We start from the raw sequence: 16932 nt of genomic DNA, 5'->3' as shown, positions 1-16932 counted from the left end.
TGCGCGCAACAGAGCAGCGCCCGATAGCCGCCAAATGCCCGGGGATGCAGCAGTTTTTTGCAAGGCCGCCTAAGCCTTGCCGGCCGGGTTCAGGCGCCCTCGCACGAATGCCTCGAGATTGCCGCCCTCGAACAAATGGCCGGGCAGGCCGGCCGCCCGCGCGGCCGCGATATCGCTGTCCTTGTCGCCGATCACCATGCTGCGCGTCATGTCGACCGGAAAGCGCCGCGCGAGGTCGGTGATCATGCCCGGCGCCGGCTTGCGGCGGTCGCTGACGCGGGAGTAGCGCGCGACGGTTCCGTCGGGATGATCGGGGCAATATTCGAAGGCGTCGATATGCGCGCCGACCTCTGCCATCTGGTCCGCCATCCAGCGGTGCAGGGTGACGACGTGATGCTCCTCGTAATAGCCGCGCGCGACGCCGGATTGGTTGGTGATAACGAAGGCGAAATAGCCGGCGTCGTTGACCGCCTTCACCGCCTCGCGCGCGCCCTCGATCCATTCCAGCTTGTGGGTCTCGAACGTGTAGCCGGAATCGTGGTTGAGCACGCCGTCGCGGTCGAAGAACACGGCGGGACGCCGCAGCTGCTCGCGCAGCTCGCGATCGGCGCGCGCGAAGTCGTCGGGGATGCCGATGTCGATGAAATAGCCACGATAGGCCGTGCCGCGCAGCTCGCCGCGTGAGGCAAGGCCGGGAAACACGTCCTGCTCGAGCGAGGCGGGAAGCTTCGCGATGTCTCCGAGAACGGATTTTTCGACGACATAGATGCCGGCATTGACCGGTCCCGTGGCGCCCGCGCCCGGCGCGATGAAATCCCGCACGAATTCGCCGTCCAGCGCGACACGCCCGTAGCGGTCGCCGACGACACCGTCGCGCAGCGCCATGTGGACGCGCCCGCCCTGCGCGCGCGCGATCAGGTCGAGCAGGTTGAAATCGAACAGCGAGTCGCCGTTGAGCAGCAGGAAGCGGTCGTGCAGCAGCTCGCGCGCATGCACGAGCGCACCGCCGGTGCCGAGCGGCTCGGTCTCGCGCGACACGATGATGCGCGTCTGTCCCCTGGCGGCCGTGGCGTAATGCGTCTCGACGATCTCCGCCTTGTGGCCCGCAAGCAGGACGATTTCGTCGAACACGCCGTAGCGCGCGAGCTCATCGATCAGCGTGTCGAGAAACGGCCGCCCGCCGACCTCGAGCATCGGCTTCGGAACCAGCCTGGTGCGCTCGCCGAGCCTTGTGCCAAGCCCGCCGACGAGGATGACGGCCTGTCTCAGCATGGAAGAGGTGTTTTGCGGCATCGATCGAGCTGTGGGTGAAAATTGGACGTCATTCTCAATGTCCATACCGCGCCGCCGGTGTCCGCGCCAGATGCGCATTCGCCGTCGCGGCGAAGCCAAAAATCATCGCTCGCACGGAATGCGAACGATCGCAGTTTGCTTGTTGGCATATAGCGCCTGGAACGGCCCTGCGCGAAGCGACTTGATGAATTCGGACTCCAGCTGCGTTGTCGGTGGAAAATAGGGAAGCCGCTCGCCCGCGCCGAGATTGATCCATTCGATCGTGCGGGGATTGATCACGGCAACCAGCTGCCATGTGTCCTGGCCGGCGCCCAGGAAGTTCTGCACCACGTCTCGATCCGCGTCCTCCGTCGCATCCGAAACCTCGGGGGCTGTCGCCTGCGGTGCGGCCGTCTCGGGCGCTTTCGTGGTGCGGACGGGCCGCAATATTCCACTCAGCGCGTCGCTCCTCCCCATCTGGAAATACGTTTCCTGATTGATGTCCTGCAGCAGCGGCCGGATCGTCGTGCAGGCTTCGGCGAGCCGCAGGGCACCGTCGCCCGGCTCGACAATCGTGGAGACGACGGTGCGCATCCGCTTGGCAAGAGCTTCGTTCACCGTATCCAGATTCGAGAACATGTAGGCCGCCGGCGCGCCGGTCAGAGCTTGAATCATGCCGAGCGTGTAAGGATCGGACAGCAGGATGCCCTTTTTCAGGTGGTCGTGCAGCCAGCGCGCGGCGTCGAGATCGCTGGCATTGTAGTGGGTGACGGCCGTGGCCCCGGCGGGAAGAGCGCCATAGCTGTAGCTCTTCGACATGCTGGCGAGGCCGGCGCGGTCGAGGATGACGCCCAATCCGAAGACGGCCGCAAGCGCGCAGACATGAACCCGCCTGGACCGGATGAGCGTCAGCGGTACCAGCGCCGCGAGGAGAACCAGTCCCGCGAGTTCGGCCGGCCGGAGGAAATCCTGGTACCGCGAGGAGGGCAGGTCAGGCCGCCAGGTGAAAGTATAGACCGCCAGCACGAGGCCGGCGGCGAGCAGGGTGAATGTAAATGCCGCAGACGCGCGCCGGCGCAAGGACGCGGGAGAGGGGTCGATGAGCAGTTGAGAGACGGCTTCGGTCGCCGTGATCGCCAGCAGGGACAGGACGATCATGGTGGTGCGGTACAGGAACGGGAAGCCGGAAAGCGCGGCGAGGGCGAGGCCGCAGCCGATGGTCCATGACCACAGCAGCTTCGACACGCGGGCGGTTTGAGTGGGATCGGAAGCCGTGCCCGGGGAAGCGGTCGCGCGATTGATCCACCACCAGGCCATGGCCAGCGCGATGCAGATGGCGAACAGCGGGCCCACGGCCCGGCCGAGCTCGATCACGGCGACCTCCGGGCCGGCGCCCAGGAACAGCTCGTCGCCGCTTTGAATCGTTCGCCCAAGCACCAGCCCGGTGATGTGGGAAAATATCGCGTTGGCGTTGGCCGTCGGCAGATAGCCGAGGCGCATCGCCACGACGGAGGCGACGATTGCGCCGAGGGCCAACGGCAGCACGATGGAGAGGGCGCGGAGAAGGCTGAGGGTTCGTGCAGGCCGCCGCGACATCTCGTGCAGGATGAGCAGGTAGCCAAGCCAGGCGCCAAGGACGGCTGGGATGTGCAGGTAAGACCCCCGGTGCGCCAGCAGCAGCGTCGCGGGCCACACGCAACCGATGAAAAGGAGGCTTCCGCGGCGGTGGGCCTTGCCTTGAAGCCTGAGCAGCAACAGCCCGACCGCAAGGAGCGCAAGCAGCAGGGCATTGTTGTTGAGCATGAAGGCGAGGAAAAGCGAGGTCACCGCGCTGAGGATCAATAGCGCGATCGAGCCCGCCCGGAGATCCTCCTTCTCGTCTTGTCTGGACTTGCCGAGAAGGACACCGAGAAAGACCACGCTGCCGGCAACCGCCAGGCTGCCATTGGTCAGCAGTCCGATGCCGTTGCCGGCCCCGGCGAAGAAAAATGCGATCCATTTCCGCGACGGGTCCGAATAGATGCCCTGCGCGAAGGCGTAGAAAGCGAGAAGGAAGAACAGGATCGAGACGTAGCGGTAGGTCCACCCGAAATGCAGGAGATCGAGGTTGCAGGTGCCGGCCAATGCGCCTGCCAGAGCAGAGCGGAGATCGACATAGGACTGCGAGGCGTAGGGATTGACGACGCCGCTATCGGCATATTCCTGCGCCGTCTTCATCCAGTGAACGTCGGCGCCGATATCCGAGTAGGGGAAGCTGGAGAAGGCGCCGAACGTCCACCACCACGTCATCAGCGCCAACGGTAGCGCCAGCAGAAGCCAAAGCATGATCTGCCTGGTGTCGCCGGTGCGCGGGCGCCAGACCGGCCAGGTCCATACCAGTCCGAAGGCGGACAGCGAAATCATGATGGCGAGGTGAAGCCGGAGGTCGCCGACCAGGGCGGAGAACAGCCCGAGAAGAATGCCAACGGCGGATGCGCCGATCGCATATCCCAGTACGACGAACTGGACCTTTGTCAGCCGGCTCGCCGAGATCAGTTCGCGTGGCGCCAGCGCCACAATGGACAGGCCAGTGCCGAGCTGGATCAGGAAGAACACGAACGTCAGAAGCAATGTATTCATCCACATCGCAGCATCTCTGGAACTCGTCCGGCTGAGAAAGGCGGTTGCAAGAGGCAGGCTGGCCCCGGCGCGACGAAGTGCTGCCGGTCATTTCGGGAACGCCGCGTCATGCCGGTTCTTGCGGTGGCGCAACGCGGTTCCATTGAAAGTTGATTCCACGGCGACGCGCAAACACTCGTCGCGTTGTGCGGGATTTCAGCTTACGGGCGAGACCATCCGGGGGCAATCTCGCTCATTTGCCGGCGAAACACGGCTGAATTGTCGCAGTCCCGCCTAAAGCCAGGTTCCGCAGTTTCGCGGTGTCAGCGCCGTGCGTAGCGCCGGCGCCGCTACCATACGCTCCGGCCACCGTCCATCACGAGGTTCTGCCCGGTCATGTAGCTCGACGCATCGGAACAGAGGAACTGGACCGCGGCGCGATATTCGTCGACCTCGGCCATGCGCCCCATCGGGATCAGGCGGGTGAGGCGTTCCACGAAGGCGGGATCCTGGTTGTTGAAGACGCCGCCCGGCGAGATCGCGTTGACGCGCACGCCGTGGTCGGCCCAGTAGGTCGCCAGGTATTTCGTCAGGCCGATCAGCCCGTGCTTGATCACCGAGTAGGTCACGGGCTTGACCGGCTGCTCCTCCTCCCGCGCCACATTCGGCTGGCGGTAGAGCCGCTGGTCCGGCGCGATCACGCCGAGATCGGAGGCGATGTTGAGGATCACGCCGCGGCCGCGCCGCGCCATCTGGCCGCCGAATTCCTGCGCACACAGCATCGCCCCGGTCAGGCCCACGGCGATCTCGGTCTGCCATTGCGGCACCGGGAACGCCTCGAAGCGCGAGGAGTGCATGACGCCCGGGCTCGACGTCACCTTCGGATCGATGGCGGCGTTGTTGACGAGGATATCGACGGTGACACCGCGGCCTGCGAGCTGCTCGCTCGCGGCGCGCACCGAATTCTGCGTGGTGACGTCGAGCGCGAGCGCGATCAGATCGGCGGCGGGCGCGGCCTCCTTCAATGCGGCGATCGCCGCCTCGGCCTGCGCAAGGTTGATCTCGGTGATGACGACGCGCGCGCCCGCTTCGCAGAGCGCTGCGACATGCTGTCGCCCGAGCAGGCCACCGGCACCGGTCACGAGCGCGGTGCGCCCAGTGAGGTCATAGCGGGAGGACGGGCTTGCCATGGAAGGGCTCCTGTTCAACTGCGCAACTGGCCGCCGTCGGCGACCATGACACTGCCGGTGATGAAGGCCGCGCGGGGCGAGGCCAGGAACGCGACGAGGTCGGCGATCTCTTCCGGCTTGCCGAGCCGGCGCAGCGCCACCTCGCGCGCGAGCATGTCCTCGACCGCTGGCCTGTTCTCGGCCAGCTTGCGCGCCCAGGTCCCGTCGGCGGCGAGAATGTTGCCGGGGGCGACCGCATTGATGCGGATGCCGTCGAGCGCCAGCGGCCGCGCCAGCCCGCGCACGGTCGCGTTCAGCGCCGCCTTCGCGGCATAGTAGGTCACGGGGGCGCCGAGCGCCGCCATGCCGGCAATCGAGGAGATGCAGATGATGGAGCGGTCGCCGCTGCCGCGTGCCATCAGGGGGCGCGCGGCCTCGATCGTGTTGGTGCTGGCGAAGAAGTTGAGATCCATCAGCCGCGACCATTCCGCCGCGGTCTCCTTGCCGGGCGGGACGGAGGCGCCGCTGCCGACATTGCAGACGAGGACATCGAGGCGGCCCCATTGCCGTTCGACGTCTTGCACCAGGGCCGCAGCGGCCGCGGGATCGGTGACATCGGCGATATGGATCGAGCTCTGTCCGCTGATAGTCGCGCGCGCCGCGTTCAGCGCCTCGGTACCGCGAGCCGCCAGCGCGACCTTCGCGCCCTCCGCGACAAGCGCTGCGGCAATGGCAAGACCGATGCCGCGGCTGGCCCCGGTGACGAGCGCGACGCGGTCTTCCAGCTCGAGCTTCATCGCGCCGCGTCCTCGATCCAGCCGATCGTCATGTCGCGATACCGGGCGAGCGCGCCGGCATGGTCGCCGTCGGCCGCGCGCGCGGTCTGCAGGATGTACTGTCCCTTGTAGCCGGACCGCTCGATCAGCCGGATCGTCTTGGCGAGATCGGCGTTGCCGGTGCCGAGCGGCACGGTGGTGCCGCCGCGAATGCGGTCCTTCACATGCACGTTGAGAATGCGGGGCGCGTAGGCCTCGATCTCCTCGCTGCTGTCATAGCCGAGCGAGGCACTGTTGCCGCTGTCGTAGTTGATGCCGAAGACGTCTGCCGGAAACGCCTCCATGAACCGGGCGAGATCGCGCGGCGGCAGGTCGGATTCGAAGACGATCTTGACGTTCTGTCGGACAAGCTGCTCGCGGCGGGCGATCAGCACCCGCTTGAGCGTGTCGCCCTCGCTCTCGCGATCGATCTTGCCGTTGTCCACCAGCGGGATCACGACGAATTCGATGCCGATCCGGCTGCAGGCGGCGATCAGGAGATCGAGATCGCCGACGAGCGCGTCGCGCACCACGGCGTCGACCTTCCAGAACGGCGCCTGCATGAAGCAGTCGCCGGTCAGGCTCGGAATACGCAGGCCGTTCTCGCGCGCCAGCGCGGCGATCTCGGCCTGTCCGTCCTCGGTCGTGAGCGGGTTTTCCCGCAGCCGTTCCTGATCGATGGTCCATTCCATCCGCGTCAGGCCGAGCGCCTTGGCGCGCGGAAATTCCTCGCGCCATTCATCCCATGGGAACGCCTGGATCTTGCCGTCGACCAGTGCCGACAGGCGTCCTTGCATGAAGCCGATGCGTTGCGATGTTGCGGTCACGACTTGTTATCCGAGCTGATGGCAAGGCCCTTGGCGGTCCAGCCGCCGTCGACGAAGATTTCCTGGCCCGTCACATAGGCAGAGGCATCCGACGCCAGGAAGATGGCGGCGCCGACCATGTCGCCGGGCTGCCCCCAGCGGCCGAGCATGGTGTGACGCCGCCTGTCTTCGTGCATGGCGGGATCGGCAAAACTCTTCGCGGTCATCTCGGTCGCGACGTAACCCGGCGCAAGCGCGTTGACGCGGATGCCGTCGCTCGCGTAGTCGGCGGCGAGCGCGCGCGTCAGGCCGGAGAGACCCGCTTTCGCCGCGACGTAACCGGGATTGCCGGGGAAGCCGCGGATCGAATTGATGCTGGTGACGTTGATGATCGCGGCCGAGCGCGTCGTCTTCAGAAGCGGATAGGCGGCAAGGATCGTGGCGTAGACGCCGGTGAGGTCGGTCGCGACCGTGGCGCGGAAGCGCGCGAGCTCGCTTTCGGCAGCCTGCGGGGGAAGGCTGATGCCGGCCGCGTTGACCAGGGCGTCGATACGTCCGCCCTGGGCCGCGATGGCGTCGAACGCACGCCCGATCGCGGCATCATCGGAGAGATCGCATTCTATCGCGGTGACACCTTGCGGCGCGGTCCCGGAACGGCTGAGACCGAACACCGTGGCGCCGGCCTCCTTGAGGCCGGCTGCAATCGCAGCACCAATGCCGCGCGAGGCGCCGGTGACGACGGCGATCTTGCCGGCAAGGGAGAAGGCGCTGAGATCAGGCATAGCCGTAACTGCGCATGATGGCCCCACAGAGCTTGACGTCTTCGGTGCGGTCGATCTGGAACATCTTGTGGCGCTCCATCACATGGAAGCCGATCTTGCCGCCGAGGCGGTTGCTCTGTTCGCGCAGAAGCGAAGGAATGAGCACGTAGAACGAGCCGTTCTCGAGGTAACGCTTCTCGATCTGCTGCCGCATGCGGCGGTTGTGATAGTCGTAATTGATCGGCTCGGGTCCGTTTTGCCCGATGCGCCAATTGAAATAATCCTCGACCTCGCAAACCGACAGCAGGCTGTCGAGATGCTCGCGATCGAAGGTCGCCAGCGCCGCCTCGATGTCGGCGGGCTCGCGGATCGGCGAGGTGGCCTGCAGCGCGACGATGCGCTCGAAGCGGCCCATCCGTTCGTCGATGGCCTCGAGCGCATGAAGCCAGGCGGATTCGGAGGAGGCGAGGTCGCCCGAAATGTCGTCGGGACGCTGCACGCCGACCGCGCCGGCGGCTTCCGCCGCTTCCAGAATCCTGTCGCTGTCGGACGAGACCGCCACCACGTCGACGCCGCGTGCGGCGCGCGCCTGCTCGACCGTCCAGGCGATCAGCGGCTTACCGCAGAGATCGAGCAGGTTCTTGTGCGGGATGCCCTTGGAGCCGCCGCGCGCGGCGATCACGGCCAGCGTCTTGCGCGCCATCAGATGTGTCCCTCGAGACGTTCGAGCGCGGTCCAGAAGCCTTCGCCCATGTTCTTGTGGCCCTGCCAGATCTCGGGAATGAAGGATGCGGTCGGCGCATGCTTGCGCAGCACCTTCCCGATCTCGTCGAAGTCGATCTCGCCTTCGCCGACCTGGAGACCTTCGCCGTCCAGTCCCTTGGCGTCACCGAAATGCAAATGCGCGGTGTGCGGTCCGAGCTGGGCCAGGCCTTGCGCGAAGTCGAAGCCGAAATGATTGGCGGCGAGCTTGGTGTGGGAGATATCGACGCACATGCGCAGATCATGCTTGGCGCAGAACGCGGCCGACTCGTCCGGGAAGATGAAGATGTTCTGGTGGCGCTGGCCGCCGAAATGCCAGGGGAAGGGCGCCATGGTCTGCGGCGTCAGCTCGACGCCGTCCATGTCGAGCTCCTTCAGGCTCTGCGCGAAAATGCGGTAGCGCTCGGCCTTCTCCTCCGGAGGCAGCGGCTCGTCCATGGTGAAGCCGCCGATATTGGCGACGATCGGCGGACGCTTGGTCTTGGGGAAGAACTTCTTCAGGCCGCGGGTGATGTCGATCACCGCCTGCGTCTGCTCGAGCGAATAGCGGCGCAGCGCCTCGTCCGGCGTTGCGAGATCCATCAGCTTCGAGCCGGCGAACAGTTCCGGCGCGTGCACGACGAAGCCGAGATCGTAGGTGCCGGATAGATAGGCCGCCGGATCGCGCTCCATGTCGCTGTAGCTGAGATGGAATTCGATGATGTCGGGTTCGCAGATCTCGAGGAAGCGCTCGGTGTCGTGATAGCGCACCGGCACGCCCCACGGCCGGTCGAAGCGGTAGCGCCGCGCCTTCGCCGCGCCCTCGTCGAGGTCGCTCTGGAAGAAATAATCGTCCGCCGCCATCCTGCGCTTGATCGTCCTGCCGATCAGCGCCGGCATCTTCAGCGGCGACAGGCCCTGGCCCGGGCTCTTCACGGCGATGTCGTCGTCGGAGATGACGGTGCCAGCCTCCAGGTCGCGCGCTGCGACCAGGCTTTTGGCGAGATTTTCGCGGTTGATCAGCTCGCCCTGGCTGAGCGCGCGCTCGGCGAGTTTTTCGCCGCGCGCTGCTTCCACCTCGCGGATGCCGGCGACGAGGGTCTTGAATTCCCCCGGCTCCAGGCTTGCGGCATGGTCCGGACCTTCCATCTCGCGGTCGAGCGTGATGTGGCGCTCGATCACGACGGCACCGAGAGCGACCGCCGCCGTCGACACCGCGGTGCCGCGCTCATGGCCGGAATAGCCGACCAGCGGATGGATCTCGTGCAGCGTCTCCATGAAGCGCAGATGGATGTTGTGCAGCGCCGCGGGATAGGTGCTCTGGCAATGCAGCAGCACGTAGCCGGCCTTGCGGTCGTCGAGGAATTTTGCCGCGGTCTTGATCTCGTCCGTCGTGCTCATGCCGGTCGAGACGATCAGCGTCTTGCCGGTCGCGGCCAGCTTCGCGAGCAGGGGAAGGTTGGTGAGGTCGGCGGAAGCGACCTTGTAGGCCTGCACGCCGAAACCTTCGAGCACCGCGACGCTCTTCGCGTCCCAGGGCGTGCAGAGATACTGAATGCCCTTCGAGGCGCAATAGTCGGCGATCTTCTTCTGCTGCTCCGTGGTCAGCTCGAAGCGGCGGAGCAGGTCGAGCGTGTATTCGACGGCGAGGTCGTCGTCCTTTCCGGAGAGCGAGGAGGCGCGATAGACCTCGTCCAGCTTGCGCATCTGGAATTTGGCGCAATCCGCGCCGGCCGCAACCGCCGCGTCGACGAGCGCGATGGCGCGGTCGAAATCGCCGTTATGGTTGTTGCCGATCTCGGCGATGACGTAGCAGGGCTCGCCCTCGCCCAGGAGGCGGTTGCCGATACGGACCGGAGCTGGCTGTTTGGGCGGTGTCATCAACATTCTCGTCTCACATGCGTCAGGTGGATCGCGCCGGAAGGCGCGATTTCCACGTCCGCAATCCGTTCTCTTCGAACATGATGCGGGAGCAGCTGTGCCCCTGCTGTTCCAGCGCCGCGATGAGCTGGTAGCGCTCGAACGGACGTACGAAGAACATGAAGTAGCCGCCGCCGCCGGCGCCCAGCAGCTTGCCGCCGACGGCGCCGTGCGATTTGGCGAAATCGTAGAGCGCGTCGAGCTCGCTGGAGGAAATCTTGGAGCTGAGCTTGCGCTTGGCGTGCCAGGCTTCGTCGATGAGGCGGCCGCAATCCTGCAGCCGGCCGCGCAGGAGATGCTTGCGGATCTCGCGCGTCACCTCCTTCTGCTTGGCGGCGGCGCTCACGGCGTCGATCGTCTCGTGCTGCGCCTTCTGGTCGCGATGGATCGCCCCGGAGTCGCGGCCCGCGCCGGTGTAGCAGAGCACCAGGCTCTCCTCGAGCTCGGCGATGATGTTGGGGTCGAGACGCAGCGGTACGATGGTGTTCTGGTCGGAGAAGAATTCCATATGGTTGAAGCCGCCGAACACGGTGGCGTACTGATCCTGCCATCCGCCCGGGATGTTCAGCATCAACCGTTCCGCCTGGAACGCCATTTCCGCGATCTCGTGGCGATCCCACTGGTCGCTGCGGAATTCGTTGAAGCAGCCGATGATGGCGGAGGAAACCACCGCCGAGCCGCCGAGGCCGGAGCCGACCGGGAAGTCGGCGGAGACCTCGAGCTCGAAGCCGTAGGCCGGCTTGATCAGGCGCACCACCGACTTGATCAAAGCGAGATCGCCGCCGGTGCCGAGCTCGGCGAGATTGTCGGCTTCGACCGTGCGGCGAAAATCGTGCGAATAGATCCGGATGCGGGGATCGCTCCGGCGCCGCAGCGTCGCATGCGCGTACATCTTGATCGTGGCGCTGATCACCGCGCCGCCGTCATTGGCCACGAAATAGTGCGTCAGATCGGTGCCGCCGCCGGAGAAGGAGATGCGGACCGGCGAGCGGGCGCGCGCGAAGACCTCACTCTCCTCCGACAGGTTGAACAGCTCGCGGCTGAACACGTCGACCAGCCGGCCGTCGGTATCGAGGATGGGCACCACATGCACGCGCTGGTCGAGCAGCTTGAGGATCTGCTCCCGCGGTCCCCCGGCCTGCGCCCTGACGAAGTTGCGGTTGATGCAGGCTGCCACCTGATCGTGGATGGTGAGGCCCGTCAGCATCCGCCGGCGGATGTCGCCATCGGTCACCGCGCCGACGATTCGTCCATCCCCATCCTGTGCGAACAGGATGCCGAGCATGTTGGCGTTGAGGCGCCGGAAGGCTTCCTCAATCGTCTCCGTTTCGGCGATGGTGAGATGGCTCGTTTCTGCCAATGCTATGGATCCAAAAAGGGGAAGGAATTTCAGGCCCTTAACCCCGCGCGAGCCGCCTTTTCGAGTCGTTAGATACGGCAGGGGGGCGGATCATGCAAGTTTCCCGCATCAAGCGTCCCGGCGCCGCAAACCGGCTCGTCGGCGCCGGAACCGGCCTCATCAAGGGCGGCTCGGACATGGCAGTCCGCTCGCGCAATCCTGCCCCGGATGGCTGCGCCACGGGCGCTGCGGGGGCCGATCGACCCGGTTGGCCGCTCGCCTTGCCTTGCCGTCGGCTTTGCCTGTATTTGACGAGCCTGCCACTTCGGACGGTCGGCCTTGCCTCGGCCGGTCCCGTCTGCGACCACCGGCGTTTACCGGTATGATGAAGGCTCTGTATGATTAGATTTGGGCTGCTCGGCTGCGGGCGGATTGCCAAACGCCACTCCGACCTGTTGGGCGGCAACCACATCGAAGGTGCGAGCCTCGTTGCGGTCTGCGATCCCATCCGCGCGCGCGCCGATGCCATTGCCGGAAAATTCGGCGTGCCGGCGCACTACGACATGGACGACTTCCTGGCCCGCAAGGACATCGATGCGGTCGCGGTGCTGACGCCGAGCGGCCTGCATCCGGCGCACGTCATTGCCTGCGCCAAGGCCGGCAAGCATGTCGTCGTCGAGAAGCCGATGGCGCTCCGGCTGCAGGATGCCGACGAGATGATCCGTGCCTGCGACGAGGCGGGCGTGAAGATGTTCATCGTCAAGCAGAACCGCTTCAATGTTCCTGTCGTCAAGGCGCGCGAGGCGCTCGACGCCGGCCGTTTCGGCAAGCTGATCCTGGGCACCGTGCGTGTGCGCTGGTGCCGCGACCAGGCCTATTACGACCAGGATTCCTGGCGCGGCACCTGGGCCTATGACGGCGGCGTGCTCACCAACCAGGCGAGCCATCACATCGACATGCTGGAATGGTTCTTCGGCGATGTCGTCAGCGTGCATGCGCGAGGGATGACGGCGCTGGCGAAGATCGAGACCGAGGACACTGCGGTCGCGACGTTGAAGTTTCGCAACGGCGCGCTTGGAATCGTCGAGGCCACCACGGCGGCGCGGCCGACCGATCTCGAGGGATCGCTCTCGGTGCTCGGCGAAAAGGGCACAGTGGAAATCTCCGGCTTCGCGGTCAATCAGATCCGGCATTGGCGCTTCGTCGACGAGTTGCCGTCCGACAAGGACGTGATCGAGAAATTCTCGGTCAATCCGCCCAACGTCTATGGCTTCGGCCACCAGGCCTATTATCACCATGTGGTCGACTGCCTGGAGAACCAGCGCGCCGCGCTGGTCGACGGCCTCGAGGGCCGCAAGAGCCTGGAGCTGATCTCCGCCCTCTATGAATCGATCGAGACCGGCGCGGAGGTGCCGCTGCGCTTTACACCGCGGCTGAGCCGCCTGGGTGTCACCACGTGAACAAGCCGGAGATTCATCAGGCCGCCATTCGCGATGTCGTGTTCGGTGCCGGCGTCAAGGTCGTCGAGCCCTGCAATCTCTACGGCTGCACGATCGGCGACGATTGTTTCGTCGGTCCGTTCACCGAGATCCAGAAGGGCGTGGTGATCGGCGCGCGCACCCGCGTGCAGTCGCATGCGTTCGTCTGCGAACTCGTGACGATCGGTGACGACTGCTTCATCGGCCACGGCGTGATGTTCATCAACGATACGTTTTCGACGGGCGGCCCGGCGCGGGGCCGCAAGGAACTGTGGCGCGAGACGGTGATCGGCAATCGGGTGTCGATCGGCTCGAACGCCACCATCCTGCCGGTGAAGATCGCCGACGACGTCGTGATCGGCGCGGGCTCCGTGGTGACCAAGGACATCACGACGGCAGGCACCTATGCCGGCAATCCGGCGCGCCGGCTGTAGACGGGTAGTTGAGGGAATTCGATCGATGGCCGTGCCTTTTGCCGACCTGCATCTGCAGCATCAGACCATCAAGCGCGAGATCGATGCCGCAATCGCGGGCGTGATCGCGGACAGCGCCTTCATTCGCGGCAGCTATGTCGATGCCTTCGAACGGGAATTCGCCGAGGCTGCCGAGGTGAAGCATTGCGTGTCCTGTGCCAACGGGACGGACGCGCTCTATCTGGCCATGAAGGCGCTGAAGGTGAAGCCGGGCGACGAGGTGATCACGACGGCGCATTCGTGGATTTCGACGGCGGCGATGATCACCCATGCCGGGGCTTCGGTCGTGTTTTGCGACACCGAGGCCGCGACCTTCACGATCGACCCGGCGGCGATCGAGGCCGCGATCACCCCGCGCACGGTTGGCATCATTCCGGTTCATCTCTACGGCCAGCCGGCCGACATGGACGCGATCATGGCGATCGCGGCCAAGCATGGATTGTGGGTGATCGAGGATTGCGCCCAGGCGCATCTGGCGCGCTACAACGGGCAGATGGTGGGTACGTTCGGCGCGGCCGCGACCTATTCGTTCTATCCGGGCAAGAATCTCGGTGCGATGGGCGATGCCGGCGCGGTGGTCACCAATGACGGCGCACTCGCCGAGCACATGACGATGCTGGCACGCCATGGCGGGCTCGTGAAGCACCAGCACCAGATCGAAGGCATCAACAGCCGGCTCGATGGCCTGCAGGCGGCCATCCTGTCGGCGAAGCTGCCGCATCTGGCGGCCTGGACAGAGGCACGACAGGCCGCCGCGAAGGTCTACGACGCAGGGCTCGGCCAGATCGAGGACGTCATCGTGCCCGCGGTCGCGCCCCGGCGCAGTCACGTCTACCATCTCTATACGATCCGCCATCCGCGCCGTGACGCGTTGGCCGCCCATCTCAAGGCCAATGGTGTGCAGACCGCGATCAACTATCCCGTTGCGCTGCCGTTTCTGGCCGCCTACCAGCGGCTCGGCTACCGCATGGAGCAGTTTCCGAACGCATATCGCGACCAGACGCAGATCTTGTCGCTGCCGATGTTTGCCGAGATCACGCGTCCGCAGCTGGACGAGGTGATCGACCTTGTCCGGAAGTTCTAGCGCTCGTCCGCGATCACCTTGCCGTCGTTCGGCAGTGCGCCGGGGCAGAGCAGCTCGACCGCGCCGCCGAGCTTCGTCACCGCCCGCAATGTGCCCGCGATCTCCTCGCGCAGCGTCTCGCTGGCAGTGGCGGTTTCCGCCCTCAGCGTCATTGTGTCGGCCTCGCCCTGACGCGTGACGACCAGACGCAGGCGCCCGAGCGCGGGATGGCGCTTGCCGATCTCGGCGACCTGCTCGGGACGGACGAACATGCCCTTGACCTTGGTGGTCTGGTCGGCGCGGCCCATCCAGCCCTTGATCCGCATGTTGGTGCGGCCGCAGGGGCTGGTGCCGGGCAGGGCGGCGGTGAGATCGCCGAGCGCGAGCCGGATCCAGGGATGATGCGGATCGAGCGAGGTGACGACGATCTCGCCGACATCGCCCGGCGCCACGGGATCGCCGGTGCCGGGCCTGACGATCTCCATGATCAGGTCCTCGTTCACGACCATGCCGTCACGGGCCTCGGTCTCGAAGGCGATGATGCCGAGATCGGCGGTGCCGAAGGCCTGGTAGGCGTCGATTCCGTGCGCCTTGATCTCGGCCTGGAGCGAGGGCGGGAAGGCTGCGCCCGAGACCAGCGCGCGCTTGATCGAGGAGACGTCGCGGCCTGTGGTCGCGGCGCCATCGAGCAGGATCTTCAAAAAGTCCGGCGTGCCGCTGTAGCCGACCGGGCGGTAGGCTTCGATCAGCTCGAATTGCTGCTCGGCATTCCCGGGACCTGCGGGGATCACCGCGCAGCCGAGCGCGCGCGCCGAGGAGTCGAAGATGAAACCGCCGGGCGTGAGATGGTAGCTGAAGGTGTTGAGCACGATGTCGCGCTCGCGGAACCCGGCCGCGAACAGCGCCCGCGCGCCACGCCACGGATCAGCCTGGCGTCCCTCCGGCTCGAAGATCGGCCCGGGGGAGGTGAAAAGGCGCGCGAACGAGCCCGGGGCCGCCGTCACGAAGCCGCCGAACGGCGCGGAAGCCTTGTGCAGGGCCGGCAGTTCCGACTTGCGCAGCACCGGGAGCTGCGCCAGCGCCGCGCGCGTCGTCACGGCGGCCGGATCCACGCCTTTGAGCCGTTCGGCGTAGGCCGGCGCCGTCATCGCGCTGCGCAGCACGCCCGGAAGGCGCGAAAACAGCTCGGCCTCGCGCGCAGCTTGCTCGCGCGTCTCGAGGGCATCGTAATGGGCGGTCATGGCTGATCTTTCCGGGTTGGCATCCGTTGCACGCCGCCGCCGGCATGGGTATCAGACGGCCATTGTCGGGACGTGGAGAGAGCGAGATGGCGGAGGAACCGGTCATGGCGGCGGAGGAGACGGCCGACGTCGTCGCGCGCCTGAAACGCCGCATGATCGACGACGCGATGCCGCTGTGGTCGACCGTCGGCTGGGACGATGCCGCGGGCGGCTTCATCGACCGGCTGCACCGCGACGGCACGGCGGATGCCGCCGCGCCGCGGCGCGTGTTCGTGCAGGCGCGCCAGATCTGGTGCTACGCCAAGGCGGCGCAGATGGGCTGGTACCCCGAGGGCCGCGCCATCGCGCTGAAGGGGCTGGAGCATCTCTTGGCGAAGGCCAAATCGCCGGACGGCAAGCCCGGCTATGTGCACCGCCTGACGCCGGAGGGCGCGGTGCTGGACGGAAGGCGCGATGCCTACGACCACGCCTTCATCCTGTTTGCGCTCGCGACCGTCTACGGGCTCGACAAGGACGCGCAGGTGCGCGCCGAGATCGACGCGCTGCTCGGCTTCCTCGACGGCCATCTCCGCTCGCCGCATGGCGGCGTCCACGAGGGCCTGCCGGTCTCGCTGCCGCGCCGGCAGAACCCGCACATGCATCTGTTCGAGGCGATGATCGCGTGCTTCGACGCGACCCACGATCTGTCGTTCCAGAACCGCGCCGGCGAGTTCTTCGCGCTGTTCCTGGCCAATCTCTACGACAAGCAGAAGCACGTCCTGTCCGAGTATTTCGAGGAGGACTGGTCGAAGATCGAGCCGGTCAGCGTCGAGCCGGGCCATCAGGCGGAATGGGTCTGGCTGCTGAAGGGTTTTGAGCGCATCACGGGCTGCCCGACCGGGCAGCGGCGCAGCGAACTGCTGGCGACCGCGCTGCGCTATTGCGACGAGGCGACCGGCTGCCTGATCGACGAGGGCGATGCGAGCGGCAACATTCGGCGCAGCACGCGCCGGCTGTGGCCGCAGACGGAGATCGCAAAGGCGTGGATCGCGCAGGCCGAATCCGGCGAGGCGGGCGCGGCGGACAAGGCGCGTGCGGCGCTGGTGCGCCTCGAACGGAATTATCTCAGCCATCCCGTCAAGGGCGGCTGGTACGACCAGTTCGATCGCGACGGCAAATCGCTGGTCGACACCATTCCTGCGTCGTCGTTCTATCATGTTCTCTGCGCAGTCACGGAAGCGGAGCAGGTGCTCGAGTAAGGCTCTTTTGTTTTGACG

At 66.1% G+C, this 16932-nt stretch carries 14 protein-coding genes; 4 read left to right on the top strand and 10 right to left on the bottom strand.

Annotated elements, in window-relative coordinates; genetic code table 11:
* Positions 1 to 69: 69 nt before the first annotated feature.
* The 9 genes from A7X65_RS20575 to A7X65_RS20535 all read right to left on the bottom strand — a co-directional run bounded on the left by A7X65_RS20575 (position 70) and on the right by A7X65_RS20535 (position 11442).
* Positions 70 to 1272, bottom strand: a complete 1203-nt coding sequence (locus A7X65_RS20575; protein ID WP_063690635.1) for an HAD-IIIA family hydrolase — start codon at positions 1270 to 1272, stop codon at positions 70 to 72.
* A gap of 123 nt (positions 1273 to 1395) precedes the next feature.
* Positions 1396 to 3891 carry a hypothetical protein gene (locus A7X65_RS20570; protein ID WP_245323689.1) on the bottom strand — a complete coding sequence of 832 codons (2496 nt, stop codon included), beginning with the start codon at positions 3889 to 3891 and terminating at the stop codon, positions 1396 to 1398.
* Positions 3892 to 4220: 329 nt separating this feature from the next.
* A complete protein-coding gene (locus A7X65_RS20565; RefSeq protein WP_063688102.1) occupies positions 4221 to 5060 on the bottom strand; it encodes an SDR family oxidoreductase in 840 nt (279 codons plus the stop codon).
* A 14-nt stretch (positions 5061 to 5074) separates the two neighbouring features.
* Complete coding sequence (locus A7X65_RS20560; protein ID WP_063688100.1) at positions 5075 to 5836, bottom strand: SDR family NAD(P)-dependent oxidoreductase; 762 nt, start codon at positions 5834 to 5836, stop codon at positions 5075 to 5077.
* Positions 5833 to 6681 carry a sugar phosphate isomerase/epimerase family protein gene (locus tag A7X65_RS20555; RefSeq protein WP_063688098.1) on the bottom strand — a complete coding sequence of 283 codons (849 nt, stop codon included), beginning with the start codon at positions 6679 to 6681 and terminating at the stop codon, positions 5833 to 5835. Before A7X65_RS20555 ends, A7X65_RS20560 begins: the two co-directional genes overlap by 4 nt.
* Positions 6678 to 7442, bottom strand: a complete 765-nt coding sequence (locus tag A7X65_RS20550; RefSeq protein ID WP_063688096.1) for an SDR family oxidoreductase — start codon at positions 7440 to 7442, stop codon at positions 6678 to 6680. The genes A7X65_RS20555 and A7X65_RS20550 overlap by 4 nt, the downstream gene beginning before the upstream one ends.
* Positions 7435 to 8124, bottom strand: coding sequence for an acylneuraminate cytidylyltransferase family protein (locus tag A7X65_RS20545; RefSeq protein WP_063688094.1), 690 nt, complete (start codon positions 8122 to 8124; stop codon positions 7435 to 7437). The genes A7X65_RS20550 and A7X65_RS20545 overlap by 8 nt, the downstream gene beginning before the upstream one ends.
* Positions 8124 to 10043, bottom strand: coding sequence for an N-acetylneuraminate synthase family protein (locus A7X65_RS20540; protein WP_245323688.1), 1920 nt, complete (start codon positions 10041 to 10043; stop codon positions 8124 to 8126). The genes A7X65_RS20545 and A7X65_RS20540 overlap by 1 nt, the downstream gene beginning before the upstream one ends.
* A gap of 22 nt (positions 10044 to 10065) precedes the next feature.
* Entirely contained in the window at positions 10066 to 11442 is a 1377-nt protein-coding gene (locus A7X65_RS20535) for a GHMP family kinase ATP-binding protein (protein WP_145661469.1), read from the bottom strand.
* A gap of 377 nt (positions 11443 to 11819) precedes the next feature.
* On the opposite strand from A7X65_RS20535, the gene A7X65_RS20530 reads away from it, so the two are divergent.
* From A7X65_RS20530 to A7X65_RS20520, 3 genes are read left to right on the top strand one after another with little or no spacing between them, the layout of a single operon-like run.
* Positions 11820 to 12881 (top strand): Gfo/Idh/MocA family protein, encoded by a 1062-nt coding sequence (locus tag A7X65_RS20530; protein ID WP_063688087.1) that lies wholly within the window; start codon positions 11820 to 11822, stop codon positions 12879 to 12881.
* Complete coding sequence (locus tag A7X65_RS20525) at positions 12878 to 13333, top strand: acyltransferase (RefSeq protein WP_063688085.1); 456 nt, start codon at positions 12878 to 12880, stop codon at positions 13331 to 13333. Before A7X65_RS20530 ends, A7X65_RS20525 begins: the two co-directional genes overlap by 4 nt.
* 25 nt (positions 13334 to 13358) lie before the next feature.
* Complete coding sequence (locus A7X65_RS20520; protein ID WP_063688083.1) at positions 13359 to 14456, top strand: DegT/DnrJ/EryC1/StrS family aminotransferase; 1098 nt, start codon at positions 13359 to 13361, stop codon at positions 14454 to 14456.
* On the opposite strand, the gene A7X65_RS20515 is transcribed toward A7X65_RS20520, so the two are convergent.
* Positions 14453 to 15676 (bottom strand): phenylacetate--CoA ligase family protein, encoded by a 1224-nt coding sequence (locus A7X65_RS20515; protein ID WP_063688081.1) that lies wholly within the window; start codon positions 15674 to 15676, stop codon positions 14453 to 14455. The genes A7X65_RS20520 and A7X65_RS20515 overlap by 4 nt on opposite strands.
* Positions 15677 to 15762: 86 nt before the next feature.
* Between A7X65_RS20515 and A7X65_RS20510 the strand changes: the two genes are divergently transcribed.
* Positions 15763 to 16914, top strand: a complete 1152-nt coding sequence (locus tag A7X65_RS20510) for an AGE family epimerase/isomerase (protein ID WP_063688079.1) — start codon at positions 15763 to 15765, stop codon at positions 16912 to 16914.
* The last annotated feature ends 18 nt before the right edge of the window (positions 16915 to 16932 follow it).

The sequence above is a fragment of the Bradyrhizobium stylosanthis genome, from assembly GCF_001641335.1.
Classification (GTDB): domain Bacteria; phylum Pseudomonadota; class Alphaproteobacteria; order Rhizobiales; family Xanthobacteraceae; genus Bradyrhizobium; species Bradyrhizobium stylosanthis.
The sequence above is the reverse complement of the archived record's forward strand: the minus strand, read 5'-3'. Positions and strand labels throughout refer to the sequence as shown.